The sequence below is a fragment of the Pseudomonas sp. RA_105y_Pfl2_P56 genome, from assembly GCF_963970845.1.
Lineage (GTDB): Bacteria > Pseudomonadota > Gammaproteobacteria > Pseudomonadales > Pseudomonadaceae > Aquipseudomonas > Aquipseudomonas baetica_A.
The window spans coordinates 1-26251 of sequence record NZ_CAXAPL010000028.1; the positions used below are offsets into that span (position 1 = coordinate 1).

23 protein-coding genes and 1 pseudogene are annotated in these 26251 nt (G+C 58.3%); 14 read left to right on the forward strand and 10 right to left on the reverse strand.

Going from position 1 to position 26251, the window contains the following annotated elements; translation table 11 throughout:
• Positions 1–124 (forward strand): integrase core domain-containing protein (locus AACY11_RS18800; protein ID WP_445261975.1); only part of this gene is annotated, 124 nt, incomplete at its 5' end.
• 53 nt (positions 125–177) lie between these two features.
• Here AACY11_RS18800 and AACY11_RS18805 read toward each other — a convergent pair.
• The 3 genes from AACY11_RS18805 to AACY11_RS18815 all read right to left on the reverse strand — a co-directional run bounded on the left by AACY11_RS18805 (position 178) and on the right by AACY11_RS18815 (position 1806).
• On the reverse strand, positions 178–1068 hold the full coding sequence (locus AACY11_RS18805) for a pseudouridine synthase (RefSeq protein WP_339431218.1): 891 nt from the start codon (positions 1066–1068) through the stop codon (positions 178–180).
• A gap of 71 nt (positions 1069–1139) precedes the next feature.
• Positions 1140–1457, reverse strand: coding sequence for a transcriptional regulator (locus AACY11_RS18810; protein ID WP_003226726.1), 318 nt, complete (start codon positions 1455–1457; stop codon positions 1140–1142).
• Between the two features lie 112 nt (positions 1458–1569).
• Complete coding sequence (locus AACY11_RS18815; protein ID WP_339431217.1) at positions 1570–1806, reverse strand: glutaredoxin family protein; 237 nt, start codon at positions 1804–1806, stop codon at positions 1570–1572.
• A 207-nt stretch (positions 1807–2013) separates the two neighbouring features.
• Between AACY11_RS18815 and AACY11_RS18820 the strand changes: the two genes are divergently transcribed.
• A complete protein-coding gene (locus AACY11_RS18820) occupies positions 2014–3726 on the forward strand; it encodes a cation:proton antiporter (RefSeq protein WP_339495502.1) in 1713 nt (570 codons plus the stop codon).
• Here AACY11_RS18820 and AACY11_RS18825 read toward each other — a convergent pair.
• The gene (locus AACY11_RS18825; protein WP_339464793.1) at positions 3723–4931 is read right to left on the reverse strand and encodes an ammonium transporter; all 1209 of its coding nucleotides are present in this window, start codon (positions 4929–4931) and stop codon (positions 3723–3725) included. The two genes, AACY11_RS18820 and AACY11_RS18825, sit on opposite strands and share 4 nt — an antisense overlap.
• Positions 4932–5236: 305 nt before the next feature.
• Between AACY11_RS18825 and AACY11_RS18830 the strand changes: the two genes are divergently transcribed.
• From AACY11_RS18830 to AACY11_RS18865, 8 genes are all read left to right on the forward strand, one after another.
• Entirely contained in the window at positions 5237–5551 is a 315-nt protein-coding gene (locus tag AACY11_RS18830; RefSeq protein ID WP_339431214.1) for a DUF883 family protein, read from the forward strand.
• Positions 5552–5553: 2 nt separating this feature from the next.
• A complete protein-coding gene (locus AACY11_RS18835) occupies positions 5554–5940 on the forward strand; it encodes a phage holin family protein (protein ID WP_221729181.1) in 387 nt (128 codons plus the stop codon).
• The gene (locus AACY11_RS18840; protein ID WP_339431213.1) at positions 5937–6275 is read left to right on the forward strand and encodes a hypothetical protein; all 339 of its coding nucleotides are present in this window, start codon (positions 5937–5939) and stop codon (positions 6273–6275) included. Before AACY11_RS18835 ends, AACY11_RS18840 begins: the two co-directional genes overlap by 4 nt.
• Positions 6276–6401: 126 nt before the next feature.
• Positions 6402–7565 carry an EAL domain-containing protein gene (locus AACY11_RS18845; protein ID WP_339431212.1) on the forward strand — a complete coding sequence of 388 codons (1164 nt, stop codon included), beginning with the start codon at positions 6402–6404 and terminating at the stop codon, positions 7563–7565.
• A 70-nt stretch (positions 7566–7635) separates the two neighbouring features.
• On the forward strand, positions 7636–8964 hold the full coding sequence (locus AACY11_RS18850) for a deoxyguanosinetriphosphate triphosphohydrolase (protein ID WP_339464796.1): 1329 nt from the start codon (positions 7636–7638) through the stop codon (positions 8962–8964).
• 384 nt (positions 8965–9348) lie between these two features.
• On the forward strand, positions 9349–9975 hold the full coding sequence (locus AACY11_RS18855) for a response regulator transcription factor (protein WP_103304761.1): 627 nt from the start codon (positions 9349–9351) through the stop codon (positions 9973–9975).
• An 8-nt stretch (positions 9976–9983) separates the two neighbouring features.
• On the forward strand, positions 9984–13628 hold the full coding sequence (locus AACY11_RS18860) for a transporter substrate-binding domain-containing protein (protein ID WP_339495503.1): 3645 nt from the start codon (positions 9984–9986) through the stop codon (positions 13626–13628).
• Between the two features lie 47 nt (positions 13629–13675).
• Positions 13676–16621: an HD domain-containing phosphohydrolase gene (locus tag AACY11_RS18865; RefSeq protein ID WP_339431208.1), complete on the forward strand. Its 2946-nt coding sequence runs from the start codon at positions 13676–13678 to the stop codon at positions 16619–16621.
• On the opposite strand, the pseudogene AACY11_RS18870 reads toward AACY11_RS18865, so the two are convergent.
• Positions 16622–17103, reverse strand: a pseudogene (locus tag AACY11_RS18870) (GAF domain-containing protein). It lies immediately after the preceding gene.
• Positions 17100–17990: an ATP-binding protein gene (locus AACY11_RS18875; protein WP_339431206.1), complete on the reverse strand. Its 891-nt coding sequence runs from the start codon at positions 17988–17990 to the stop codon at positions 17100–17102. Before AACY11_RS18875 ends, AACY11_RS18870 begins: the two are co-directional and overlap by 4 nt.
• Positions 17991–18156: 166 nt before the next feature.
• On the opposite strand from AACY11_RS18875, the gene AACY11_RS18880 reads away from it, so the two are divergent.
• Entirely contained in the window at positions 18157–20478 is a 2322-nt protein-coding gene (locus AACY11_RS18880) for a hybrid sensor histidine kinase/response regulator (protein WP_339431205.1), read from the forward strand.
• Here AACY11_RS18880 and AACY11_RS18885 read toward each other — a convergent pair.
• From AACY11_RS18885 to msrB, 3 genes are all read right to left on the reverse strand, one after another.
• Positions 20462–20923 carry a MarR family winged helix-turn-helix transcriptional regulator gene (locus AACY11_RS18885; RefSeq protein WP_339431204.1) on the reverse strand — a complete coding sequence of 154 codons (462 nt, stop codon included), beginning with the start codon at positions 20921–20923 and terminating at the stop codon, positions 20462–20464. The genes AACY11_RS18880 and AACY11_RS18885 overlap by 17 nt on opposite strands.
• The gene (locus AACY11_RS18890; protein ID WP_034155230.1) at positions 20920–21405 is read right to left on the reverse strand and encodes a glutathione peroxidase; all 486 of its coding nucleotides are present in this window, start codon (positions 21403–21405) and stop codon (positions 20920–20922) included. The genes AACY11_RS18885 and AACY11_RS18890 overlap by 4 nt, the downstream gene beginning before the upstream one ends.
• Before the next feature lie 101 nt (positions 21406–21506).
• Positions 21507–21902 (reverse strand): peptide-methionine (R)-S-oxide reductase MsrB, encoded by a 396-nt coding sequence (gene msrB, locus AACY11_RS18895; protein WP_339431202.1) that lies wholly within the window; start codon positions 21900–21902, stop codon positions 21507–21509.
• A 224-nt stretch (positions 21903–22126) separates the two neighbouring features.
• On the opposite strand from msrB, the gene AACY11_RS18900 reads away from it, so the two are divergent.
• Together AACY11_RS18900 and htpX are read left to right on the forward strand one after the other, a co-directional pair.
• Positions 22127–23338 (forward strand): pyridoxal phosphate-dependent aminotransferase, encoded by a 1212-nt coding sequence (locus AACY11_RS18900; protein WP_042560257.1) that lies wholly within the window; start codon positions 22127–22129, stop codon positions 23336–23338.
• 304 nt (positions 23339–23642) lie between these two features.
• On the forward strand, positions 23643–24530 hold the full coding sequence (htpX, locus tag AACY11_RS18905; RefSeq protein WP_339431201.1) for a protease HtpX: 888 nt from the start codon (positions 23643–23645) through the stop codon (positions 24528–24530).
• A 127-nt stretch (positions 24531–24657) separates the two neighbouring features.
• Here htpX and AACY11_RS18910 read toward each other — a convergent pair whose 3' ends face one another.
• Positions 24658–25314 (reverse strand): thiopurine S-methyltransferase, encoded by a 657-nt coding sequence (locus AACY11_RS18910; protein WP_339431200.1) that lies wholly within the window; start codon positions 25312–25314, stop codon positions 24658–24660.
• A gap of 103 nt (positions 25315–25417) precedes the next feature.
• Here AACY11_RS18910 and AACY11_RS18915 point away from each other — a divergent pair, with 103 nt between their 5' ends.
• On the forward strand, positions 25418–26185 hold the full coding sequence (locus AACY11_RS18915) for a DODA-type extradiol aromatic ring-opening family dioxygenase (RefSeq protein WP_339495504.1): 768 nt from the start codon (positions 25418–25420) through the stop codon (positions 26183–26185).
• The last annotated feature ends 66 nt before the right edge of the window (positions 26186–26251 follow it).

A 26251-nucleotide genomic window follows, 5' to 3' on the forward strand; every position in this document is an offset into this window, starting at 1 on the left:
GCCGACCGACCTGAAGCAAGCGGAGCAGATGGTGCGGGAAGCGGTCTTGATCTACAACCAAGAGCGCCCGCACCTGTCCTTAAAATACAAAACGCCCGATGCAGTGCATCGGGCGTTAGGGTGAGATCGGTGTAAACCTATTTCAGGACTAGACACACTCAAAAAGTGCGCACGGCGTCACCATTGCAGGGTGATACGACTCTCGAACTCGCGCTCCTCACCTGTTACCGGGTCGATAAAACGAAGTCCTTGCGCCAAGAGTTTCAGCGGATTGGCATAGTCGTCCTCAACGTCTTTCAGCGCATCCGGGTAAAACGGATCGTTGCAGATACTTGCCCCCAGCGCGGTCATGTGGACACGCAGTTGATGCTTCTTGCCGGTCACTGGATACAGGCCGTAGCGCCAGAGATTGCCATTCTTCTCCCGAACCTCGACAGCCGTTTCAGTGTTACTGACTCCCGGCCCCTCCTGCATGCGGAAAAACGGTTCCCCCTCGATCAGGCGGCTCTTATGCACCAACGGGAAGCTCAGTTCGGGCAAGGCAGGGGCAATGGCTTCGTAGCGTTTGTCGATCTGCCGCGTCGGAAATAGCGACTGATACGCCGAGCGGGTTTGTGGATTGGCAGAAAAAATCACCAGCCCCGCCGTATGCCGGTCGATACGGTGCAATGGCACCAGATGGGGATTATCCAGACGCCGGATCAGCCGGCGCAGCAAGGTCTGCTCGACATACTCGCCGGCCGGCGTGACAGGCAGGAAGTGAGGTTTGTCAGCCACCACCAAGTGCTCATCGGCATAGAGAATCGACTCGACCACCGGGATCGGCTTTTCGTCCGGCACCTCGCGAAAGTAGTGAATCCGCAAGCCTTCCTTGTAGGGCAGGTCCACCGCTATTGGCTGCCCCTGACCATCGAGTACCCGCCCCCGGGCGATTCGGTCCAGCCATTGCTCGCGACCAATGGCACTGAAGTGCTCGCACAGACAATCGAGTACGGTCGGCCACTTACCGGGTGGCAGATAAAGCGTGCTGGCCTGATTTTGCGCAGCAGAGAATGTTGATGTGGACATACGAAAATTCGGACCCTCAATGCAGGCTGGCATTATCCCGCAATGAGAGAAGCGAACCTAGCGCAGAATCCTCAGGCGGGAATCGACTTGAGTGCCGCCGCCTCGGTGAACTCCTTGAGCCAGCGCAACACATCGACAGCCTCCCAGCGACCCGGGTCATACAAGGCATAGAGCAAACCCTGATAGCCAACCACATCCAATTGCTTGTGGTAACCGGCGCGCTGAAACAGGGCTTCGATCTCGGCAAAACACGTGTTGAAATGCAATTTGTTGAATGGCGTCTTGCCTTCCGTGACCAGTCCGTCAAGGCGCAATTCGAGAACGGCCTCGCGCACCACGTCAACCGACATCCGGTTCACGCTGTTCTTCAACTGTTCGACATTGACCACGGTTCGTCCCTCTGACCCAATTACTGTATGCCCATACAGTAACCGAATAAACCGTGAAGTGCCAAGGGATGGATTCGCATCGGCGACCAGCGGGATAATCCGGTAAAGCTCCTCAACCAAGGAACGCCGCGACCTCATCGGCACTGAACGGCCAGCCCAGTTCCGCACCGGTGTCGACTCGGCGCAGCACCGGAATCCGCAGGCTATAGGCCTCAAACCAGCGCTCGTCCTCAGCGATATCCACCAGTTCGACAAGCAGGCCGTGCTCGACAAAAGGCATCAATTGGGCTTCAGCGACTTCACACAAATGACACCCCAGGGTGCCGAACAACTGACATTCAGGAGGCATGGTTGCTCAACCAAAATTTAATGAATTTATTCTAGGCCTCCCCTGGAAACCCGTCGAGCCACCACCGCCCAAAGGCTTCAGCGCCTCTTTGGCGTTTCCCTCGCAAAACCCTGACTCATATCAGTTCACGCAATAACCAATTACGCGATGCTTCCGCTCTTTTTGCCTCTACGCTTGAGAAGCCAGAGCCTGACATCGGAGTGCCTAGTGTTTGCCAACCTGCTGATCATCCTCGCCTCGTCCCTCGTGGTGATTGCCCTGTTCCGTCGTCTGCGGCTACCGCCGGTGCTGGGTTACCTGTGCGTGGGGCTGCTGGTCGGGCCGAGCGCATTCGACTGGGTCAACGAGAGTGAACACCTGCCAGACGTGGCCGAACTGGGCGTCGTGTTTCTGCTGTTTTCGCTGGGCCTGGAGTTTTCCCTGTCGAAGATGATCGCGTTGCGCCAGGTGGTGTTTCGCCTGGGCAGCCAGCAGGTGCTTATCAGCGCAGCGCTGCTGGGGCTGCTGCTGATGCTGCTGGGCATGCCGATGACTCCAGCGCTGTTGCTCGGCGCCGGACTGTCATTGTCGTCCACGGCGATCGTGACCAAAGAGCTGGGCAGCCTCGGCGAGGTATTCAGCAGCCACGGCCAGAATGCAGTCGGCGTATTGCTGTTTCAGGACGTTGTCGCCGTTTTGCTGCTGACGCTGGTGCCGGTGTTCGCCGGCAGCAGCGATCAAGCATGGTATTGGGCATTGCCGCTGACCCTGGCGAAAACCGGGGTGCTGTTTGTCGGCCTGCTGTTCGCCAGTCGCTGGTTGCTGCCTCGGCTGTTCCAAGAAGTGGCCGCTTCGCGCTCTGCAGAGTTGTTTGTGCTGTTGGCGCTGGTAATTGTGCTACTGACTGCATGGCTGACTCATCTGCTGGGTCTGTCCCCTGCACTTGGCGCCTTCCTCGCCGGCATGCTGCTGGGTGAAAGCCACTATCGGCATCAGATCGAGGCCGATATCCGGCCCTTCCGCGACATTCTGCTCGGGGTATTTTTCGTCAGCATCGGCATGCTGATCGATCTGCAATTGTTCGTCAGCCACAGCCTGTTGATTCTCGGCCTCACACTCGGATTGATGGTCATCAAAGGCATAGTTGTGGCGCTTCTGGTGAAGTGGCGCGGCAGTGACAGTGAAACCGCCTGGCGCAGCGGTCTGGCCCTGGCACAGGGCGGCGAATTCTGTTTCGCGCTGATGGCGCAGATGCAACAAAACAGCATGATGCCCGACGAATTGGGGGCGCTGCTGCTCGCGGCAACCTTCTGCTCGATGCTACTGACACCATTGTTGCTGCGGGCCGCTCCACGCATCGCTGCGGCCCTGCATCGCAAACCCAACCAGGAAGCACAGATCGAGGAGATCAGCGCGCTCAACGCCGAACTCGACAAGCATGTGGTTATTTGTGGATACGGCCGCGTCGGCCAATCGATCGGCCGCTTCATGTGCAATGCGAAGCAACCCTACATTGCTCTGGATAACGACCCGGTGCGGGTACAGGAAGCCGCATCCGGAGAAAGTGACGTGCATTATGGCGATTGCTCACGCGCAGATCTCCTGACTGCCGTCGGCCTGCTTCGCGCAAGGCTGCTGGTGATTGCGGTGGATCAGAGCGATGTCGCCCTGCGCATCCTCAAGGAAGCCCGCCGGCTCAACGCACATGTACCGATTCTGGTGCGCACCCGCGACGACAGTCAATGGGCCGAATTGAAAGCCGCCGGCGCCACCGAAGTGGTGCCGGAACTGTTGGAATCGAGCCTGATGCTGGCCTCGCACGCCTTGATCATGCTCGGTTTGCCGGCGCATCAGGTACAGGAAAAAGTCGATCTGGTACGCATTGATCGCTATCGCCTGCTGCACGGTTTTTACCCCGGTGCCGACCATGAGGAAACTTAGTCCTGACTCACCGCGCCGATCTTGTGCAATGACAGGTCGGCGCCGTAATACTCTTGTTCCTGACTCAGGCGCAGCCCATGCAACGCCTTGATCACACCGTACACGGCGAAACCACCGATCAGCGCCACCGCAACGCCGAGCGCCGAGCCAATCAATTGGCTGATCAGACTCACGCCACCGAGACCGCCGAGCGCTGTCTGGCCGAAAATCCCGCAGGCAATCCCACCCCAGACGCCGCACAAACCGTGCAATGGCCACACTCCCAACACATCGTCGATGCGCCATTTGACCTGCGCAGCGGTAAAGCACCAGACAAACAGTGCACCGGCAATGGCCCCGGTTATCAGCGCACCGACCGGATGCATCAGATCAGAGCCTGCGCAGATCGCCACCAACCCGGCCAACGGGCCGTTATGCAGAAAACCCGGGTCATTGCGTCCGACGATCAATGCCGTCATGGTGCCACCGACCATCGCCATCAACGAATTGACAGCCACCAGACCACTGACCCCTTGCAGCGTTTGCGCGCTCATCACGTTAAAGCCGAACCAGCCAACAATCAGGATCCACGAGCCCAAGGCCAGAAACGGGATGCTCGATGGCGCGAAGGCCACCAGACGTCCTTCGCGATAACGCCCATTACGCGGGCCGAGCAGCAACACCGCCGCCATTGCCAGCCAGCCGCCCATGGCATGTACCACCACAGAACCGGCAAAGTCATGGAACGCCGCACCGAACCGCGCCGTCAGCCAGGCTTGCAGGCCATAGTTGCCGTTCCAGACCATGCCCTCGAAAAACGGATAGATGAACGCCACGATCAGCGCCGTAGCGCACAATTGCGGAACAAAGCGTGCTCGCTCGGCAATGCCGCCGGAAATGATTGCCGGGATCGCCGCCGCAAAAGTCAGCAGGAAGAAAAACTTCACCAGCCCATAACCATGATCGGCGCTCAACACCGCCGCCGGTTGCATGAAGGTCACGCCGTAGGAAATCCAATAACCTATAAAGAAATAGGCCAGGGTCGAGACGGCGAAATCGCTGAGAATTTTCGACAATGCGTTGACCTGGTTTTTCTGGCGGACCGTACCGACCTCCAGAAAAGCGAAACCGGCGTGCATTGCCAGCACCATCACCGCACCGATCAGAATGAACAACGTATTGGAGCTGTGAACCAGCGTGTCCACAGCGCTTTGCAGATTTTCCATAAAGAGGCAGACCTGAGGGCTTAAAAAGGCACCAAAGCAGTTCGTGCGGGCATTTCATGCACCAAGTTGCGACCAAACTGTCATGTACCCCAGGGGCCGATGAACCACTTTGGCGCACGAGGTCGATGTCCTGACACGAACATGGATTGTTTGAGTTAAGGTTTTCCTGCTTGCGTGCCCAGCAACCGCGCACGACAGCCGGGCGACGCACCACGACACAGCAAAAGTTGTACCAGTCATTTGTACTGAACCTTCGCGCAAGGCTCATACTCGAACGATTCAGACGCCACCTACGGAGATCCACCATGGCCAGCATCAAGGCAAAGACTGCTCAAGAAATCCTGATCAACGACTTCCAGACATTAGTCGCCGACACCGAACGTTTGCTCGAGCACACCGCCAGTCTGGCAGGCGATCAGGCCGATGAACTGCGAGATCAGATCCACGACAGTCTGCTGCGTGCAAGGGAAACCCTGAAACTGACCGAAGACACTCTGCGTGATCGTGGTCAGGCCGCTGTCACTGCCACCGAAGATTACGTGTCGGCCAACCCTTGGCAGTCCGTTGGTATCGCGGCAGGCGTCGGCTTCCTGATCGGCCTGCTGGCCACTCGGCGCTGATCATGTCGATCGGTGAATCCGGCCCGACTGCGGGCACCGCCTCCTCCACGCGGCGTTTGGGCGCTGCCGTCCTTGGCTTGTTGCACAGTCATGTCGAGCTGTTCGGCATCGAATTGCAAGAGCAGAAAGCACGCACCGTCAGCCTGTTGCTCTTTGCAGGCCTGGCGTTGGTGTTTGCCCTGCTGTTGCTGGTCGGTTTGTCGACATTGGTGTTGATTGTGTTCTGGGACACCTACCGTCTCCCGGCGATCATCGGCCTGTGCGTGTTCTACACCCTGGCGGCGATCTTCTGTGGGTTGCGCCTCAAGGCTGCGATCTTCGATGAATCCTCGCCCTTCCACGGCACGCTCGAAGAGCTGGCCAATGACCGGGAGCGCCTGCTGCCATGAGCCTGCATGAACTTCCACAGAACAGCTCACGCCGGGAAATGCGCAAAGCGCTTATCCGCCTTCGCATGGAAATGCACCGGCAGGAAATCCGCCATGAAGCGGGTCAGGTGATGCAGCCCCTGCAGCGGATGCGCGGCATGACACAAAACCTGCAGGGTGGCTTGGGCATCAAGCACGCGCCGCTGTGGGGCGTGGCGGCTGTCACACTGCTGGGCTTTATTACCGGCAAAGGCGCGAAAAGCGGCGGCGTCGGGGGGCTGACCCGATTGATTCGTCTGGGCACCAGCCTTGGGCCGCTGATCAAACTGGTCATGCAGGGTTCTGGCAAACGCTGAACGAACGCATCTGGCTACATTCTTGCAATAGCCGCGAGATGAACCTCCTGTATCCGGAGGTTCAATCCTCTCGCGCCTACCCGGTCGACGGGGTTCAGCCAGAACAAGAACGACTAAGGAGGCCCCGTGATCGACGGGCAACCGCTCGCCTGCTTTCAGCCTTTCATCGACACGGCCACCGGACGCATAGCAGGCGTCGAAGCGTTAGGACGCCTGCGTCAGGCTGACGGTCAACTGACCTCGGTCGGGCCATTGTTCGCCGACAGCCGCACGCCTGCCATCGCACTGCGCCGCCTTGATCGGCAGATTCGTGACAACGCCCTGAGTCGCTTGCATGAAGCTCCGGCTGACTGGTTTCTCAGCCTGAACATGTCGCCGCGCTGGATCAGTCGACTGCGCTCCGATCAAGCGCTACCCAGCCTTAAACAACTGACACGACATGATGTTGATCCGCAACGTATCGTGTTCGAAATCACCGAATTGGGGGGCAATGGTGAGCGCCTTGCCGAAGTGGTCGCGCGTTATCGCCAGGCCGGTGCGCGGATTGCCATCGATGACTTTGGCGCCGGTTATTCGCAACTTGATCGAGTACTGGCGTTGCAACCGGATATCCTCAAACTCGACATGCGTTTATTTCAGGCCGCCGCCCTAGGCGGCCCGAGCAGTGATGTGGTGAAAGCGCTTGCACAAATGGCCGAGAAAACCGGCTGCTGGATCATCGCCGAAGGTGTCGAGACCGAAGCCCAACTGAATTTCGCCCTTGAGTGCGGTTCCCGTTACGTGCAGGGTTTTCTGTTCGCCCGGGCCCAGGAAGCCTTCTATCCGACAGACGCTTTTGTGCAGCGTTTTGCCGAGCTACGCCAGCGGTACGTTCATCAGAAACTCGCCGAACGCGCACGGTTGATGCAGATGCGCAAGCAACTCAGTGAATTGATGGCAATCCTGCAACACTGGGCTCAGGCTCACGCGCCACTCAGTGCATTGCCACAACTGGAAGCCTTCCCATGGCTGCTGCGGTTTTATCAATGCGACCGTCATGGCACGCAACTGACCCCCAATCTGGAATGGCGCAACAACGGCTGGGTCGCTGATAACCGGTATCTGGGGCACAACTGGTCATGGCGCCCGTACTTCTACCATTTACTCGCCGAAGGCTGGGAGGAGCGGCGCCTGACCCTCTCCAACACCTACCGCGACGCTACCAGCAACCAGTATTGCCTGACGGCCGGACAGTTTTTCGACAACGGCGAACGGTTGCTGTTGATCGACATCGATGCGGCGGGGCTGTAGTTCCGCTTGCAGGTGCCGCCGTGAACCGGGAAGCTAGGGCAATTCAGTCACCAGACGGAGAGAATCAGCCTTGGATTGGCACACCCTGCTCAACCGCGAACGCCTCGGAAAGCCCCTGCACAGCCCGCAAGAGCTCGGCCGCAGCCCTTTCCATAAAGACCATGACCGCATCATTTTCTCCGGCGCCTTCCGCCGCCTGGGTCGCAAGACCCAAGTGCATCCGGTGTCGAGCAACGATCACATCCACACGCGCCTGACCCATTCACTGGAAGTCAGTTGCGTCGGCCGCTCGTTGGGCATGCGCGTCGGAGAAACCCTGCGCAATGCCCTTCCCGATTGGTGTGATCCCGCCGACCTGGGGATGGTCGTGCAATCGGCTTGTCTGGCTCACGACATCGGCAACCCGCCATTCGGCCATTCAGGTGAAGATGCCATTCGCCACTGGTTTCAACAGGCGGCCGGGCGTGGCTGGCTTGATGGCATGAGTGAAGCCGAACGCGCCGATTTCCTCAATTTCGAAGGCAATGCCCAGGGTTTCCGGGTGCTCACGCAGCTTGAGTACCATCAGTTCGACGGCGGCACCCGCCTGACCTACGCCACGCTTGGCACGTATCTGAAATACCCGTGGACAGCCCGTCACGCTGACTCCCTGGGATACAAAAAACACAAATTCGGTTGCTATCAGAGCGAGTTGCCGCTGCTCGAACAGATCGCTCAAAAGCTCGGACTGCCGCAACTGGAAGACCAGCGCTGGGCGCGCCATCCGTTGGTGTACCTGATGGAAGCCGCCGACGACATCTGCTATGCCCTGATCGACCTCGAGGACGGTCTTGAGATGGAGTTGCTGGAATACGCCGAAGTCGAATCGCTGCTGCTCGGACTGGTGGGTGATGATCTGCCGGAAACCTATCGTCAGCTTGGCCCGCAGGATTCGCGTCGACGCAAACTGGCAATCCTGCGTGGCAAGGCCATCGAGCATTTGACCAACGCGGCGGCGCGGGCCTTTGTCGAGCAACAGGACGCACTGCTCGCCGGCACGTTGCACGGCGATCTGGTCGAGCACATGCACGGCCCGACCAAGCGCTGTGTATTGAACGCCAAGGACATTGCCCGCAAGAAGATCTTTCAGGACAAACGCAAAACCCTGCACGAAATCGGCGCCTACACGACGCTGGAGATTCTGCTCAACTCGTTCTGCGGCGCCGCACTGGAACAACACAACGGGCGCACACCGTCGTTCAAGAGTCGACGTATTCTCGATTTGCTGGGCAATAACGCACCGGATCCGCAAGGTTCGTTGCACACGTCATTTTTACGCATGATCGATTTCATTGCCGGCATGACCGACAGCTACGCCAGCGACATGGCGCTGGAAATGACCGGTCGCTCCAGTCGCTGATTCAGCCTCATTCGGTCGGCATTTAGCCGACCGAATGTCGGGCAATCACTTTCTCTGCTCAATCCCTTATGACACGGGCACACTCAGCAGTTTTATGGCGCGACGTAACGGCAAAACAAACAAAAACAAACAAGCGACGAACCAGCACACTTAAACACCTATAAAAAACCATTAACAACCAACACTTGTAAAACATTCAAGCCGAACTATAAGCCACTGCATTCCCTGTACATCCTTACGCCAAACCTAGTTCGACCGTAGTACCTTTCCTCATTAATTGTAGGAATAATCCGATATCGCGACTGAAGCCAAGTCAGTTCATGCGAGCCTTCATCTATCTGGGCTAAGGTGCGCGCTTTATTGGTGCTTGTATGGGATTTGATTATGAACTCCGTTTTTATTGTCGACGATCACCCGGTCATCCGTCTCGCCGTTCGCATGCTGCTGGAACATGAAGGTTATAAGGTTGTCGGAGAGACCGATAATGGGGTCGATGCCATGCAGATGGTGCGAGAGTGCATGCCCGACCTGATCATTCTCGACATCAGCATCCCAAAACTCGACGGCCTGGAGGTACTGGCGCGATTCAACGCCATGAGTTCTCCGTTGAAAACCCTGGTACTGACCGCGCAATGCCCGACTTTATTCGGAATTCGCTGCATGCAATCCGGTGCGTCGGGCTATGTATGTAAACAGGAAGACCTGAGCGAGTTGGTGAGTGCTATAAAGGCGGTACTTTCCGGTTACAACTATTTCCCCAGCCAAGCGTTGAACCCGGTTCGCAGCGACGATATTCGTTATACAGAACTGGAACTCTTCAAGTCCGTCAACGATCGCGAGTTGATGGTATTGCAACTGTTTGCCCAAGGGCGCACCAACAAGGAAATAGCCAAAGGCATGTTTCTCAGCAATAAAACCGTCAGCACCTACAAAAAACGCCTTATGCAGAAACTCAAAGCCAAATCCCTTGTAGAGCTTATCGAGATGGCCAAACGTAACGCACTCGTGTGAGAGCCAGCATGCCCAGTCGTTTAAAAGACTATTTAATTGCGTTGAGTGCCGGTCTGTTCTTGAGCAGCAATGTGTTCGCCATGCCTTTTGATTCACCGGACTATAACTTGCTCAGCCGCTCGGCGAGCGAATCGGTGCCAGTGGCACTCGAACAGTCTCAACGACAGTGGCTGCAAACCCGTAGCGAGCTGATACTGGGCACCTCTGCCCCCGATTACCCCCCCTTCGACATGACCGCCAGCGGTCGCGATTACGAGGGGCTGACCGCCGACTATGCAGGGCTTCTCAGTCAAACCATCGGTTTGCCGATCCGGGTCAAACGCTTTCCCTCCCGAGAGGCCGCGATTCACGCGCTCATCGACGGCCAGGTTGACCTGCTGGGTACGGCGAACGGGTTCGAAGCCAGTAATGCCGACATCGCGCTATCCGAACCGTACGCAATTGATCAGCCAGTGCTCGTTACCCGCGAAGACGAAAACCGCTCCCTGACCGAAGGCCTGGCAGGCCTGCGACTGAGCATGGTGTATCACTACCTGCCGCCCCCTGACGTCAAGATGCTTTATCCCAAAGCGCTCATTACCTGTTATCCCTCCTATCAAAACGCGATCAACGCCGTCGCATTCGATCAGGCCGATGTATTTATCGGTGACACGCTTTCCACCCATTACATGATCAACAAGGGCCACCTGAACAACGTCCGCATGGCTAATTTCGGCAAGCAGGAAGCCCTCGGATTCAGCTTCGCCGTACGGCGTAACAATCCGCAATTGCTGGGCATCATCGACGCCGTGCTCAAAGCGGTTCCACGCAGCGAACGGGACAACATCGCCAAACGCTGGAGCGCCGGCAGCGACCTGCTCCTCACCGATCAGAAGCTGCAATTGACCAGACGCGAAGAAACATGGCTCAAACAGCATCCCGTGGTGAGTGTGGTGGTGAATGAAGCATACGCGCCGCTGACCTTCTTCGACGGCGACGGCAATTTTCGAGGAATCAGCGCAGACCTTCTCGAACTGATCCGCCTGCGCACCGGCTTGCGCTTCGAGATCCATCGCAGCCGTAACGACGCACAGATGATCAAACAGATCGACAGCCATAAGGCCGATCTCATAGCTGCACTGCTGCCAACTGCCGAGAGGGAAAAAACCCTGAACTTCAGTCGGCCCTATCTGGAAAACTCTTACGTCTTGCTGACTCGCAAAAGCGCTGACAGCCCGACCAATCTGGGTCAGCTCAAAGACAAGCGACTGGCGATTGCCCAAGGCAATCCGATGGTCGAGTATTTGCGACGCGAGTTCCCACGTATCCAGTTGATCGAAACAGAAGATACATTCAGCGCCGTCTCGCTACTGGCCGAAGGTCACGTTGACGGCGCGGTGAATTCATTGGTGATCGCCAACTACTTCATTTCTTCGCGGATCTTCGAACGCGCGTTGCAAATCACCACCACCATCGGCACCGGTCAGGCAGCGTTCTCCCTGGCAACTGCCCGTGACAACAAGGAACTGGGTTCGATCATCAACAAAGCGTTGCTGAGCATTGCCCCCGAAGAACTCGGCGTGATCAACGGCCGGTGGCGCGGTTACTCCAGCGCCTCGCAGAACATCTGGCGCAACTATCAGCGCCTGTTCTATCAAGTGATCACAGGAGCCTGCCTGGTCCTGCTGCTCCTGCTGGCCTGGAACGCCTACATGCGACACCAGATCAAACAGCGCCAGGCAGCCGAGCGAGCCTTGAGCGACCAGTTCGAGTTCATGAGCTCACTGGTCAACGGCACACCACACCCGATCTACGTTCGCGACCGCAAAGGTCTGTTGCAAAGCTGCAACGACAGCTACCTCGAAGTATTCAATGCCAGACGCGAGGATGTTATCGGCAAAAGCGTCATGCAAGGCACTCTGAGCAACGCCTTCGAAGCGCAGGCGTTTCAAGCCGATTATCAGCGTGTAGTGAACGAAGGCATTCCCCAGTTACTGGATCGTCCCCTGCACATCGGTAACCGCCGGCTGACGATCTATCACTGGATCATCCCGTATCGCGACTCCAGCGGCGAAGTGAAAGGCATCATCGGTGGCTGGATCGACATCAGCGAGCGTCGCCAACTGTTCGACGAGTTGCGCACCGCCAAAGAGCAGGCAGATGAGGCGAACCGTGCCAAGAGCACTTTTCTTGCCACCATGAGTCACGAGATCCGCACACCGATGAATGCTGTGATCGGTATGCTCGAGCTGACGCTCAAACGCATGGATCAACAGCATCCGGACCGTTCATCGATCGACACTGCCTACCATTCAGCCAAGGATCTGTTGGGCTTGATCGGCGACATTCTCGACATCGCACGGATCGAATCCGGACGCCTGAGCCTTTGTCCGGAACGGGTCAATCTGGTCGACACGGTGGCGTCTGTCGCCAGAATTTTCGACGGCCTCGCCCGGCAGAAAAATCTCGCCCTGCAAATCATCTTCAATCCGCCGGATCTGGCGGTCGACGTGCAGCTGGACCCACTGCGCTTCAAGCAAGTGCTGTCCAACCTGATCAGCAACGCCATCAAGTTCACCGAGCGCGGACATATCAGGATCACTCTTGACCTCATGAGCACGGAGGTGCCGGCTCGTGCGCTGATGCAACTGACCGTACAGGACAGCGGCGTCGGTATCAGTGCCGAGGATCAGCAGCGTTTGTTCGCACCCTTTGCCCAGGCGCAGAACAGCCATCAGCAGGCCAGAAGCGGCGCGGGTCTGGGCCTGGTCATCAGTCGCAATCTGTGCGAAATGATGGGCGGACAACTGCAATTGAGCAGCCAGCCCGGGATCGGCACCCAGGTATGCATTTCCTTGCCGCTGGAAACCTTGCCGGCCCTGGTGAGTACGGCCCGAAGTGAACCCCCTGTCAAAACTTCGCTGGCGCCCCTGCGCGTACTTGTGGTGGACGATCACCCTGCCAACCGCTTGTTGATGTGTCAGCAACTGGAGTTCCTCGGTCATCACTTCAGCATCGCCGAGAACGGTCGCTGCGGACTTGAAGTGTGGAAGGATGGCCGGTTCGATCTGGTGATTGTCGACTGCAACATGCCCTTGATGAATGGCTATGAACTGACCCGCGCCATTCGCCAGCAAGAGCTGCAGAGCCGCTGCCCACCCTGCACCGTGCTGGGTTTCACCGCCAATGCACAACCCGAGGAAATACAACGTTGCAAACAGGCCGGCATGAACGATTGCCTGTTCAAACCCCTGAGCCTGAGTCTGCTCAGCCAGTGGCTCGATGGCATCGTCCCGGTTTCACCCTCGCCAGCATTCAACCTGCAAAGTCTGAACATGTTGACCGGCGGCAATCCTGCACAGGCTCGGCGGCTGCTGGTTGAACTGCTCAAAAGCAGCCGTCTCGACCGACAGGAACTGCTCGCGTTGTCGCCGCAAGACAATCCCGGAGCCTTGGCCGTGGTCGCTCACAAGATCAAAGGCGCCGCGCGCATCGCTCAGGCAACACGCGTAATCGAATGCTGCGATGCCCTTGAACAGGCCTGCGCACAGGCATTGGCAACGGACGAGATCGCCCGCCGTTGCGAGGCGAGCAACCGGGCAATACTCGAACTGGAGCAAGCCTTGCAACAACAATTAGCATTGTCCGATCAAGGCACAATGAGCGTGCCTTAACTATGCTTGGCGCTGAGCAGTGAGTTAACCATCAAGGAGAACCGGAAATGCCCAGCCCACTGCGCCCGCAACAACGCCGGTTCCCGCTGCACGTGCACATCAGTGTCATGTTCACGTTTCTGCTGTTGCTCACGGGCGTGGTGCTGGGACTGTTCAATTATCGCCAGACGACACAGATCATCCTGTCGAGCAGTGAAAAACTGTTCAACAGGATCGAGCAGGACGTGCGCCTGGACATGTCCGCGACCTATCAGCCAATCCGGCACCTGTTGAGCCTGCTGGCGGACAATCCCGCCACACAGGCCATGCGTCTTGATCAACGCTTGCCGCTGCTCAGACCGTTCAGCCAGTCGCTCACGGACAACCCGAACCTGGCCTCGCTCTATCTGGGTTATGCCAATGGCGATTTTTTCATGGTCCGCCCGCTACGCACCGCTGCCTTGAAGACATTGCTCAAGGCACCGGAAGCGGCGGCGTATCAGGTCTGGAGCATCGAGCATGACCCGCAGGGCAAGATGCATTCGCAATCGCTGTTCTTCGACCTCGCCCTGACGCCAATCAGCCGCCAGGACAATACCGAAGACGCCTACGATCCGCGCAGCCGCGCCTGGTTCGTCGACGCCCGCCAGCAAACCGAGCAGATCACCACCCAACCCTATGTGTTTTTCTCCACCCACAATGTCGGCACCACGCTGGCCCGACGCAGTGGCGAGAATGCGGTGATTGGCGCCGACCTGACATTGGCCGCCCTGTCTGCCACCTTGAGCAAGCATGTCGTCACGCCTTCCACCGAAATTGTCCTGTTCGATGCCAACGGCAATGCCGTGGCTTATCCCGATAGCAGCCGCCTGATCGTCGATGACCGCACCGCGCATCTGGCCAGGGCGGCCGACTTGAGCCCCAGCCTCCATGCGCTGCTGTCTGGTGCACACACGGGCAATCGACTGGAAGCGAACGGCCGGCAATGGATCGTCGCGCGCAGCAGCATTCAGGAAGGCGGCCCGAAAGGTTTGCAATTGGCGTTGCTCGTGCCGGAAGACGAACTGTTGGTCGATGCCTATCGCATGCGCTGGCAAGGTGCGTTGATCACCCTGGGCACCTTGTTGTTGTGCCTGCCATTGGGTTGGGTGATCTCGCGTATTCTGGTCAAACCGCTGCATGCGCTGGTAAAGGAAGCGGACGCGATCCGCAGTTTCGATTTCAACTTTCCACTGGCCCGGCGCTCTCCGGTACTTGAAGTCGACCAATTGAGCGTGTCGATGGCCCGAATGAAAGATACCCTGGCAAGTTTCTTCCGGATAACCGACACCCTGGGGGCCGAAACCCGGTTCGCACCGCTGCTGCAACGGGTACTGTTCGAAACGGTGCAGATCGCCCAGGCTCAGGCAGGGCTGATCTATCTGCGTGAAAACGATGACAGCCGCATGGAGCCTTACGGGCTGGTGATCAATGGCACACCTCAAGCGTTGGAGGCGTTCGATATTCAGGGGCACGACCTGCACGAGAGCCAAGGCCCTGCATGGTTTGAACAATTGGTCAGCACCGACAATGTGGTGAGCAACATGGGTGTCGATCAGGCCGGGGATCTGCAGAAAGTCTTGCTGGCAATGGCCTCGCCGCGCATCCATCTGATCGGCATCCGCCTGCACAACCGCCATAACGAAACCATCGGGCTGCTGATCCTGCTGATCAACGACAGCGGCACCCCGGCCGACCTCGAAAAACTGCGGCCCGACCGCATTGCCTTCCTGCAGGCAGTCTCCGGTGCAGCGGCTGTGAGTATCGAGAGCCAACGCCTGCAAGCCAGACAGAAACAACTGCTCGATGCATTCATTCAGTTACTCGCCGGGGCCATTGACGCCAAGAGCCCCTATACCGGCGGGCATTGTCAACGAGTGCCAGAGCTGACCCTGATGCTCGCCCAGGCCGCTGCGGCGAGCCAGGCGCCCGCCTTCAAGGCCTATCAACCCACCGAGGATGAATGGGAAGCCTTGCACATTGCCGCGTGGCTGCACGACTGCGGCAAGGTCACGACGCCGGAATACGTGGTCGACAAGGCCACCAAACTGGAAACCCTCAACGACCGCATCCACGAAATCCGCACCCGTTTCGAAGTGCTCAAGCGCGATGCCTGGATCATTTACTGGCAGGCCCTGGCCCTGGGTGGAGACGAAACCTCACTGGCCGAACGACGCGATGCAACCCTGTACGCACTGGACGAAGACTTTGCCTTTGTGGCCCGCTGCAACCTGGGCAGTGAAGCGATGGCCGAAGCGGATCTGCAGCGCCTGCATGATCTGTCCCAACGCACATGGGTGCGGACGCTGGATGACCGTTTGGGCGTGTCATGGGAAGAAAACAAGCGTCAGGCGAAAACACCAGTGCAGAGTTTGCCAGCACACGAAAAGTTGCTGGCGGACAAACCCGAACATTTACTTGAACGCGACGCAAACGAGTTGATTGCTGACGACAATCCGTGGGGCTTCAAGCTGGATGTACCGCGCTACAAATACAATCGCGGCGAGCTGTACAACCTGAGCATCGTGCGCGGAACCCTGACCCGCGAAGAGCGCTACATCATCAATCACCACATGGTGCAGACGATCATGATGCTCAGTCACCTGCCCTTCCCCGGCCACCTCGACAGCATTGCCGAAATCGCGGGTGGCCATCATGAAAAAATGGACGGCACCGGTTACCCGAAACGCCTTAAGCGCGAAGAGATGAGCCTGCCAGCAAGAATGATGGCGATCGCCGATATTTTCGAGGCACTCACTGCGGCCGATCGTCCCTACAAGAAAGCCAAGTCCTTGAGCGAGGCTCTGGGGATCATGGCTACCATGTGCCGCGAGGCGCACATCGATGCGCAGTTGTTTGGATTGTTCATCAACGACGGCGTGTACATGCAGTACGCCGAACGTTTTCTCGACCCCCACCAGATTGATTCAGTGGATACGGCCAGCCTGTTGCAAAAGGCCGGCCTTGGCGCGTGATCAGCAGTCGGTCAGGCGCAGGAAGATCGCCGCCAGTTGCTCGATACCCGTCTGATCGGTGGCGCCAAATCGCGCAAGCTTCGGGCTGTCGAGGTCAAGAACACCGATCAGGCGCCCCTCCTTGACCAGCGGCACGACCAGTTCACTGTTCGAGGCGCTGTCGCAGGCGATATGACCGGGAAACGCGTGAACGTCTTCAACCCGCTGGGTCTGCAAGGTTGCCGCCGCTGCACCGCAGACACCGCGCCCGAACGCAATACGCACGCATGCGATCTGGCCCTGAAACGGGCCGAGCACCAACTCTTCGTGGCGATTGAGGTAGAAACCCGCCCAGTTCAGATCCTCGAGCTGGTTGAACAGGAACGCGGAAACTGCGCAGCGTTGGCGATAAAATCGCGCTCATCGGCCAGCAGCGACTCCAGTTGCGCGGCCAACATGCCATAGCCTTCGAGGCCCTGGCCGCTTTGTTGCAAATCAATCATGCCTTGTGCTCCAACAATTTCAGTCCCACCCAATAACGGGCGAATTGGTACGCGCAACGTCCGTTGCGATTGCCGCGGCCGGTGGCCCAACGCACGGCAAGGATGTCCAGTGCTTCGTCGCGCTGCCAGCTCAGGCCAGCCTTGGCGGCCAACTGGCCGATCCAGTGTTCGACAACATTCAGGAAGTGTTCTTGGGTAAACGGATAAAACGACAGCCACAGACCGAAACGATCCGACAGCGCGATCTTGTCCTCCACCGCCTCACTGGGGTGCAGTTCGCCGTCGACGCGTGTCCAGTTTTCGTTGTCGCTTTCCTTCTCCGGCACCAGGTGACGGCGATTGGACGTGGCGTACAGCAAGACGTTGTCCGGCGCCTGCTCCAGCGAGCCGTCAAGCACGCTTTTGAGAATGCGGTAATCACCTTCACCGGATTCGAACGACAAGTCATCGCAGAACAGCACAAAACGTTGCGGCAGTTTGGCAATCTGCTCGACCACGCGCGGCAAGTCGGCCAGATGGTCGCGCTCGATCTCGATCAGGCGCAGGCCGGCCTTGGCGTGCTCGGCGAGCAACGCCCGGACCAGCGAGGATTTGCCGGTGCCGCGCGAGCCCCAGAGCAAAGCGTGGTTGGCCGGCATGCCGTCGAGGAATTGCCGGGTGTTGCGCCCCAGTTGCTCAAGCTGACGGTCAACACCGATCAGGTCGGACAGCCGCATGTCGAGGCTGACCTCCAGCGGCAGCAGAAAACCGCTGCGTCCGTCACGCTGCCAGCGCGCAGCCAGGCAAGTCCCCCAGTCGATGACAGGACGAGGCACCGGCAACAACGGTTCGATCCGCGCCAGAACAGACTCGGCACGTTCAAGAAAAGCATTCAATCGGGAATCCACGTCTTCTCCTCGGGCCCTTTCACAGTGATGATGGCGATCCAGCGACGACACTCAGATCAAAACTCCCGCGCCGAGCCTTGTTACAAGGCGATTCGGGAACCTCGGTATCCGTACATGATCGACTATGCTTGAGCAGCGAAGGGAAACGGAAGTGGTTCAACACCCCATGGATATCAAATTCACTCACCGGCTGTCATACAAACAAGCCCGGCTTACTGTGCTGGTCGGGTTCATTCTCGGCACGCTGCTCAGCCTACTGCAAATCGGCATCGATTATGCCAGTGAAGACGCCGCCATCAACCGTGAAATCCTGTCTTTGCTGGAGATCAGCCATAACCCGGCATCACGCATTGCCTACAACATCGATGCCGAACTGGCCCAGGAACTCGCCTTGGGCCTGCTGCGCTCACCGGCAATCATTTCTGCGCAACTGATCGACAACAACAATACGGAGCTGGCCAGTGTCAAACGCCCGGAGCTGCAAAACGGCTATCGGGTGATCAGCGATTTCCTCTTCGGCGCCAAGCGTCAATTCGAAGATCGCCTGTATCTGGATCACCTGCCCAACGAATCGCTGGGGATCCTGAGTCTTGAAGTCGACACCTACACGTACGGCAGCCGCTTCCTGCGCCGGGCCGAGGTCACACTGCTCAATGGATTCGCGCGCAGCCTGATCCTGACCGGCATTCTGCTGGCGCTGTTTTACGTGATGCTGACCAAACCGCTGGTTCGCGTCATTCGCGAGCTCAGCGGACGTGACCCTCGCAGCGCCGAAGCGGCCACGCTGGAATGCCCGGCCGGGCATGCCAACGATGAAATCGGCGTACTGGTCAAAGTCGCCAATCAGCAATTCGAGAACATCGCCACCGAGATCCAGCAGCGGCGCAACGCCGAAAACCGTCTGACCGAATACCTCGGCCAACTGGAAGACATCGTCTCGACGCGGACCGCCGAACTCAAAGCGATCAATACCCGGCTCAGCCAGTCCAATCAGGAGCTCGAAGTCGCCCGCAGCACGGCGCTGGAGATGGCCGAAGCGCGGTCGGCGTTCCTGGCCAACATGAGCCATGAGATCCGCACGCCACTCAACGGTCTGCTGGGGATGATCGCGCTTTCACTCGACGGACCGCTGAATGCCGAGCAACAACAACAGCTATCGATCGCCCACGACTCGGGCAAAGTGCTGGTGGAGTTGCTCAACGATATTCTCGACCTGTCTAAATTCGATGCAGGACAACTGGAGCTCGAGCACATCCCGTTCGACCTCGGCTCATTGATCGAGGACACCGCCAACCTGCTGTCGCAGAACGCGGCGCCGAGCGTCGAGCTGACCTGCCTGATTGATCCGCACTTCCCCGCACTGGTGCTGGGCGATCCGACCCGGGTCCGGCAGATCGTCAGCAACCTGCTGTCCAACGCCCTGAAATTTACCCGCTTCGGGCGGGTGGATGTGCGATTGTCGACCTACAAGGATGGCGTGCGTATCGAAGTCTGCGACACCGGTATCGGTATCGCACAGGAAGCACAGGTGAAGATCTTCCAGCCGTTCACTCAGGCGGGTGCCGGCATTACCCGCCAGTACGGCGGCACCGGACTGGGATTGGCGCTGACTTACAACCTCTGCGAAGCCATGCAGGGACGCCTGAGTATCACTTCAGAGACCGGTTTCGGCAGCCAGTTCTGCGCCGAGCTACCGCTGCCCTGCCATACCCGAGCACTGGCTCCGGCGCTTCTGCATGGCAAAGTCCTCGCCATTACCGCCGCCAGCAGCGGCTTGGCAGAGTTGTTGAAAAATCTGCTGCCGGTCTGGGGCCTTGCGTACGAACAACGCACTATGGACGACTCGCTGCTGGGGCTGTCGCCCGATGTACTGATCACTGACTGCCCCGAGTGCCTGTTCGGGCTGCGTCCGACACTCACCGCTCCGATCCTGCTGGTGACCGCCTACGGCAGTTTCCTGCCCAGCGAAGAAGCGGCAGCCCTCGCCCCGCTGCAACAACAGGCCCGACCACTGGCGCGTAACGCGCTCTATCAGAATCTGCGGCGCACCTTGAACCCGGAGGTCGCCACCATCAACGATGCACAACTCGAAACTTCGCCCCCCGTCAGACGTGGGCGTGTGCTACTGGTCGAGGACAACCCGGTCAATCAACTGGTGGCCAAAGGCATGCTCGGCAAACTTGGCTGTGATGTCGTGGTGGCTGCCCATGGCGCCGAAGCGCTGGATCAGTTGGAGTATCAGGAATTCGATCTGGTGCTGATGGACTGCAACATGCCCGTGATGGACGGTTATGAAGCGAGCCGACAGATTCGCCAGAGCGGACGCTGGCCAAACCTGCCGATTGTCGCGTTGACCGCCAACGCTATGTCCGAGGAGCGTGAACGCTGTCGGGCGGCGGGCATGAGTGACTACCTGGCCAAGCCGTTTCGCCGCGAAGAGCTGGCGGCATTGCTGGACCAATGGATCACGACTACGCCAGCGCTTTGATCTGGCCCAGCAAGTGATCGAGTCCGTCGCGCAAGCCATTCAATCGGTCCAGATCCACACCGCTGTCGCACAGCAGACGGGCCTTCAGTGGCCCGACCTCCTCGCGTAGCGCCTGCCCCGCCGCCGTCAGGCTCAGATGCACCTCACGCTCATCGAGCACAGAGCGCTGGCGCTGTACCAGTTGAAATTGCTCCAGCCGCTTGAGCAATGGGGTCAAGGTGCCGGAATCCAGCGCCAGTCGCTCGCCAAGTGCCTTGACCGTCGGTTGCTCTGGCGCGCTGTCCTGCCATTCCCACAACACCAGCATCGCCAGGTATTGCGGGTAGGTCAGGCCAAGCTGATCGAGCATCGGCTTGTAGGCGCGGATCACCGCACGAGAAGCCGCATACAGCTTGAAGCACAACTGACTGTCGAGGTTCAGCGAATCGACGGACAGGCTGTTCATTTGAGCAAGGCTTCGATCTCGCGGCTCAGATCCTGCGGCTTGGTGGCCGGCGCAAAGCGCTTGACCAACTGGCCATCTTTACCAATCAGGAACTTGGTGAAGTTCCACTTGATGCCCTGAGAACCGAGTACACCCGGAGCGCGCTTCTTCAATTGCACAAACAGTGGGTGGGCGCCTGCGCCGTTGACTTCGATCTTTTTGAACAGCGGGAAGCTGACACCGAAATTCAGTTCGCAGAACTCACTGATCGCGCCCTCATTGCCCGGCTCCTGCTTGCCGAATTGATTGCATGGAAAGCCCAGAACTACCAGGCCTTGGTCCTTGTAGGTCTGCCACAGTTCCTCCAGCCCCTTGTACTGTGGGGTGAAGCCGCACTTGCTGGCAGTGTTGACCACCAACACCGCTTTACCGGCGAAATCGGCCAGGGTCTTTTGTTCGCCCTTGATGGTGGTGCAAGGGATATTCAGCAGGTTGTCGCTCATGGGGCGCGCTCTGAAATCAGGAAGAAGCCGCAAAAATAGCGAACAATTTAATTGCACACAATTTAATTATTCGAAGAGCGACCCTTGGGCCGCCCAAACTCCTACTCCCGGGGCTCCAGATTCAAGCACACCGAATTGATGCAATAGCGCAAACCAGTCGGGGGCGGACCGTCCGGAAAGACGTGCCCCAAATGCGCATCACAGCACGCGCATTTCACTTCGGTACGAATCATGCCGTGGCTGATATCGCGGATTTCGGTCATGGCACCTTCGCCGATTGGCGCGTAGAAGCTCGGCCAGCCGCAACCGGAATCAAATTTGGTCGTGGAGTCGAACAATGGCTCGTTACAGCAGACGCAGTGGTAAACACCATCAGTTTTGGTGGCGTTGTACTTGCCGGAGAACGGTCGCTCGGTCGCACTGAGGCGGCAAACCTCGTACTGCTGCGGATCAAGCATGGCTTTCCATTCTTCCAGGGTTTTTTCCAACTTTTCCATCATCACACCTCAGCGGCTGAAAAAGCCCGATCTGTACCTTTTCCACGGATCGGGCGGCACGTATGATTGCGCCTCGTCACACGCCAGTCTGGCAGCCAGACCGGGCGCATTCAAACGGATTCTGGGCACCATGCCTCAAGACATTCGCCTGTACGAAGACGCAGGAATCCCAGCACGGTTGTCCATCCGCCGTCTGGATCGTTCATTTTCGGGATCACATCGCCATGCAGTTCAGCAAATCGAACAAGCTCGCCAACGTCTGCTACGACATTCGCGGCCCGGTGCTCAAGCACGCCAAACGACTGGAAGAGGAAGGCCAGCGCATCCTCAAGCTGAACATCGGCAACCCGGCGCCGTTCGGTTTCGAAGCGCCGGACGAAATCCTTCAGGATGTGATCCGCAATCTGCCAACCGCGCAAGGCTACAGCGATTCCAAAGGTCTGTTCAGTGCGCGCAAGGCCGTGATGCAGTACTACCAGCAGAAACAGGTCGAAGGTGTCGGCATTGAAGACATCTACCTGGGTAACGGCGTTTCCGAGTTGATCGTGATGTCGCTGCAGGCGCTGCTCAACAACGGCGACGAAGTGCTGGTGCCGGCGCCAGACTATCCGCTGTGGACCGCTGCCGTGAGCCTGGCCGGCGGCAACGCGGTGCACTACCTGTGCGACGAAGGTGCCGACTGGTTCCCGGACCTGGCCGACATCAAGGCCAAAATAACCCCGAACACCAAGGCCATGGTGATCATCAACCCGAACAACCCGACCGGCGCGGTGTATTCGAAGGAAGTGTTGCTGGGCATGCTGGAACTGGCCCGTCAGCACAACCTGGTGGTGTTCTCCGACGAAATCTACGACAAGATTCTGTACGACGACGCCGTGCACATCTGCACCGCGTCCCTGGCCCCGGATCTACTGTGCCTGACCTTCAACGGCCTGTCGAAGTCCTATCGCGTGGCCGGCTTCCGTTCTGGCTGGATCGCGATTTCCGGACCGAAACACAACGCCCAGAGTTACATCGAAGGCATCGACATGCTGGCCAACATGCGTCTGTGTGCGAACGTGCCGAGCCAACATGCGATCCAGACCGCATTGGGCGGCTATCAGAGCATCAATGATCTGGTACTGCCGCAAGGTCGCCTGCTGGAACAGCGCAACCGTACCTGGGAACTGCTCAACGATATCCCGGGTGTGAGCTGCGTCAAACCGATGGGTGCGCTTTACGCGTTCCCACGGATCGACCCGAAGGTCTGCCCGATCCACAACGACGAAAAATTCGTCCTTGACCTGTTGCTCTCCGAGAAGTTGCTGGTGGTGCAGGGCACGGCATTCAACTGGCCGTGGCCGGATCACTTCCGTGTCGTCACCCTGCCACGAGTCGACGAACTCGAAATGGCCATCGGCCGCATCGGCAACTTCCTCAAGTCCTACCGCCAGTAAATGGCCAGCAGTGCGCAACGGCCCGAACGTTGCGCACTGTCTGATTCAGCAACACTTCTGCGCTCCCCTCCTCCACACGCCCTCTACACTTGCGATTCGTACCCGCCATATACGCCTGACGCCATGGCGACGGGTCGCGGCTGCGTGTCGTCCGTATCAGTGTCTGTTGTGGGAAACGGGGCGTGCGCCGAAGAAATCGCTGTAGGACACAGTTTGAAATAGTCACCCGGTTGAATAGCCCGGTGCAGCACCTTATATACCCCGCACTACGCTACATCTTTAGCTTGAGGAGATTTCTACAACCATGATGCGCATCCTGCTGTTTTTGGCCACTAACCTGGCGGTCGTGCTGATAGCCAGCATCACCCTGAGCCTTTTTGGCTTCAACGGGTTCATGGCGGCCAACGGGGTTGATCTCGACCTCAGTCAGCTGCTGGTTTTCTGTGCAGTCTTTGGTTTCGCCGGCTCTCTGTTCTCGCTGTTCATCTCCAAGTGGATGGCGAAGATGAGCACCGGCACCCAGATCATCAGCCAGCCACGCACACGGCATGAGCAATGGCTGCTGCAAACCGTCGAGCAATTGTCCCGCGAAGCCGGGATCAAGATGCCCGAAGTCGGTATTTTCCCCGCTTACGAAGCAAACGCGTTCGCCACTGGCTGGAACAAGAACGACGCACTGGTCGCCGTCAGTCAGGGCCTGCTCGAGCGTTTTTCGCCCGATGAAGTGAAAGCCGTGCTGGCTCACGAAATCGGCCACGTTGCCAATGGCGACATGGTGACCCTGGCGCTGATCCAGGGCGTGGTAAACACTTTCGTGATGTTCTTCGCGCGGATCATCGGCAACTTCGTCGACAAGTTCTTTTTCAAGAACGAAGAAGGCCGGGGCATTGCCTACTACGTGGCCACCATCTTCGCCGAACTGGTACTGGGCATCCTGGCCAGTGCGATCGTCATGTGGTTCTCGCGCAAACGCGAATTCCGCGCCGACGAAGCCGGTGCACGTCTGGCCGGTACCAGCGCGATGATCGGTGCACTGCAACGCCTGCGTGCCGAACAGGGCCTGCCGGTACACATGCCGGACACCCTGAGTGCGTTTGGCATCAACGGTGGTATCAAGCAGGGCTTCGCCCGCATGTTCATGAGTCACCCGCCTCTGGAAGAGCGTATCGACGCTTTGCGTCGTCGCGGTTGATCCAGCTCACGTAAAAAAAGAAGGCCCGCAGTGATGCGGGTCTTTTTTATTGCTTCGAGTCATGGGCTGCTCTGGCTGACGTCATCGCTGGCAAGTCAGCGATAACGTCAGTACTGCCGAAAAACAACTAATGACCGGAAATACGGTAAACCCTCTCCTCCAACCGCGTCACGCCCGCCTGCAAGAACTTCCAGCTCTCCCCCAGCACATCCTGCTGTTCGAGCACTTGCACCTGCCAACCGCCGCCCAGCAACCGCTGCACCTCATCGTCCAATACCGCGAACGGCGGCCCGGACATCTGTGACTGATCGTAATCCAGCGTAATCAACAATCCTTGCAAGCCCTGCGGCAAGATCTGCTGAAGGTGCGCCGCATACTGCTCACGCATCGGTGACGGGAGCGCGATCATCGCTGCCCGGTCGTACAGCGCTGCGCAATCGGCGACATCGTCCGCTTTCAGTGCAAAGAAATCACCACACCAAAGCTCGATAGATCCAGCGCGATATACCTTGAATATGCCCCTCTCGCTGATTTGCGGGGACACCCGCTGCTCGCTGAAAAAATCCTCGACAGCTTTTTCCGACAGCTCAACCCCTAAAACCTTGTGGCCACGCCCGGCCAGCCACAGCAAATCCAGACTTTTCCCACACAGTGGCACCAGTACGCGGGCCGATACAGGGATCGACAGATCCGGCCAGTGCCGCTGCAAATGGGGGTTCACCTCAGGCTGATGAAAGCCGATCTGGTCAGATGCCCACTTCTTGTGCCAAAACTCAGGCTGCATGTGTCGCTCCTAAAAAATCGATCAAAAAGCGTTAAAACTTATATTAGATTTAGATCAATGAACTGACTGAAGATGGCCCATCTTACCGCTCAGGAACCCGTCCATGCTTCCCAGCCTGTTTATCTCCCATGGATCGCCCATGCTCGCGCTGGAGCCCGGCGCCAGCGGCCCAGCCCTCGCACGACTGGCCGCCGAATTGCCCAGGCCCGAAGCCATCGTGATTGTCTCCGCACACTGGGAGAGTCACGAATTGCTGGTCAGCAGCCATCCGCAACCCGAGACATTGCATGACTTCGGCGGTTTCCCGCGCGCCCTGTTTGAAGTGCAGTACCCGGCGCTGGGCAATCCGCAACTGGCTGCCGAGGTCGCCGATCTGCTGACCATTAAAGGCCTACCCGCGCGCCTCGATCCACAGCGCCCGTTCGATCACGGCGTCTGGGTGCCGCTGTCCCTGATGTATCCCGAGGCAAATATTCCAGTGGTGCAAGTTTCGTTACCGAGTCGCGGCGGTCCGGCACTGCAAACACGCGTCGGCCGTGCGCTGGCAAGCCTGCGCGAACGAGGGATTCTGCTGATCGGCTCTGGCAGCATCACTCACAACCTGCGTGAGCTGGACTGGCATGCCGGTGCGGAAAGTGTCGAGCCATGGGCCAAGGCCTTCCGTGACTGGATGATCGACAGACTTGCAGCCAACGATGAGGCTGCGCTGCACGACTACCGTCAGCAGGCGCCCAATGCGGTGCGAAGCCATCCGAGTGATGAGCATTTGCTGCCGCTGTATTTTGCGCGAGGTGCCGGAGGCGAGTTCAGTGTGGCGCACAAGGGGTTCACGATGGGGGCGTTGGGGATGGATATATATCGTTTCGGCTGACGCTTTCGCGAGAACGCTCGCTCCCACATGGATTGATGTGAATCCAGAAAACAGGCAAAAAAAATC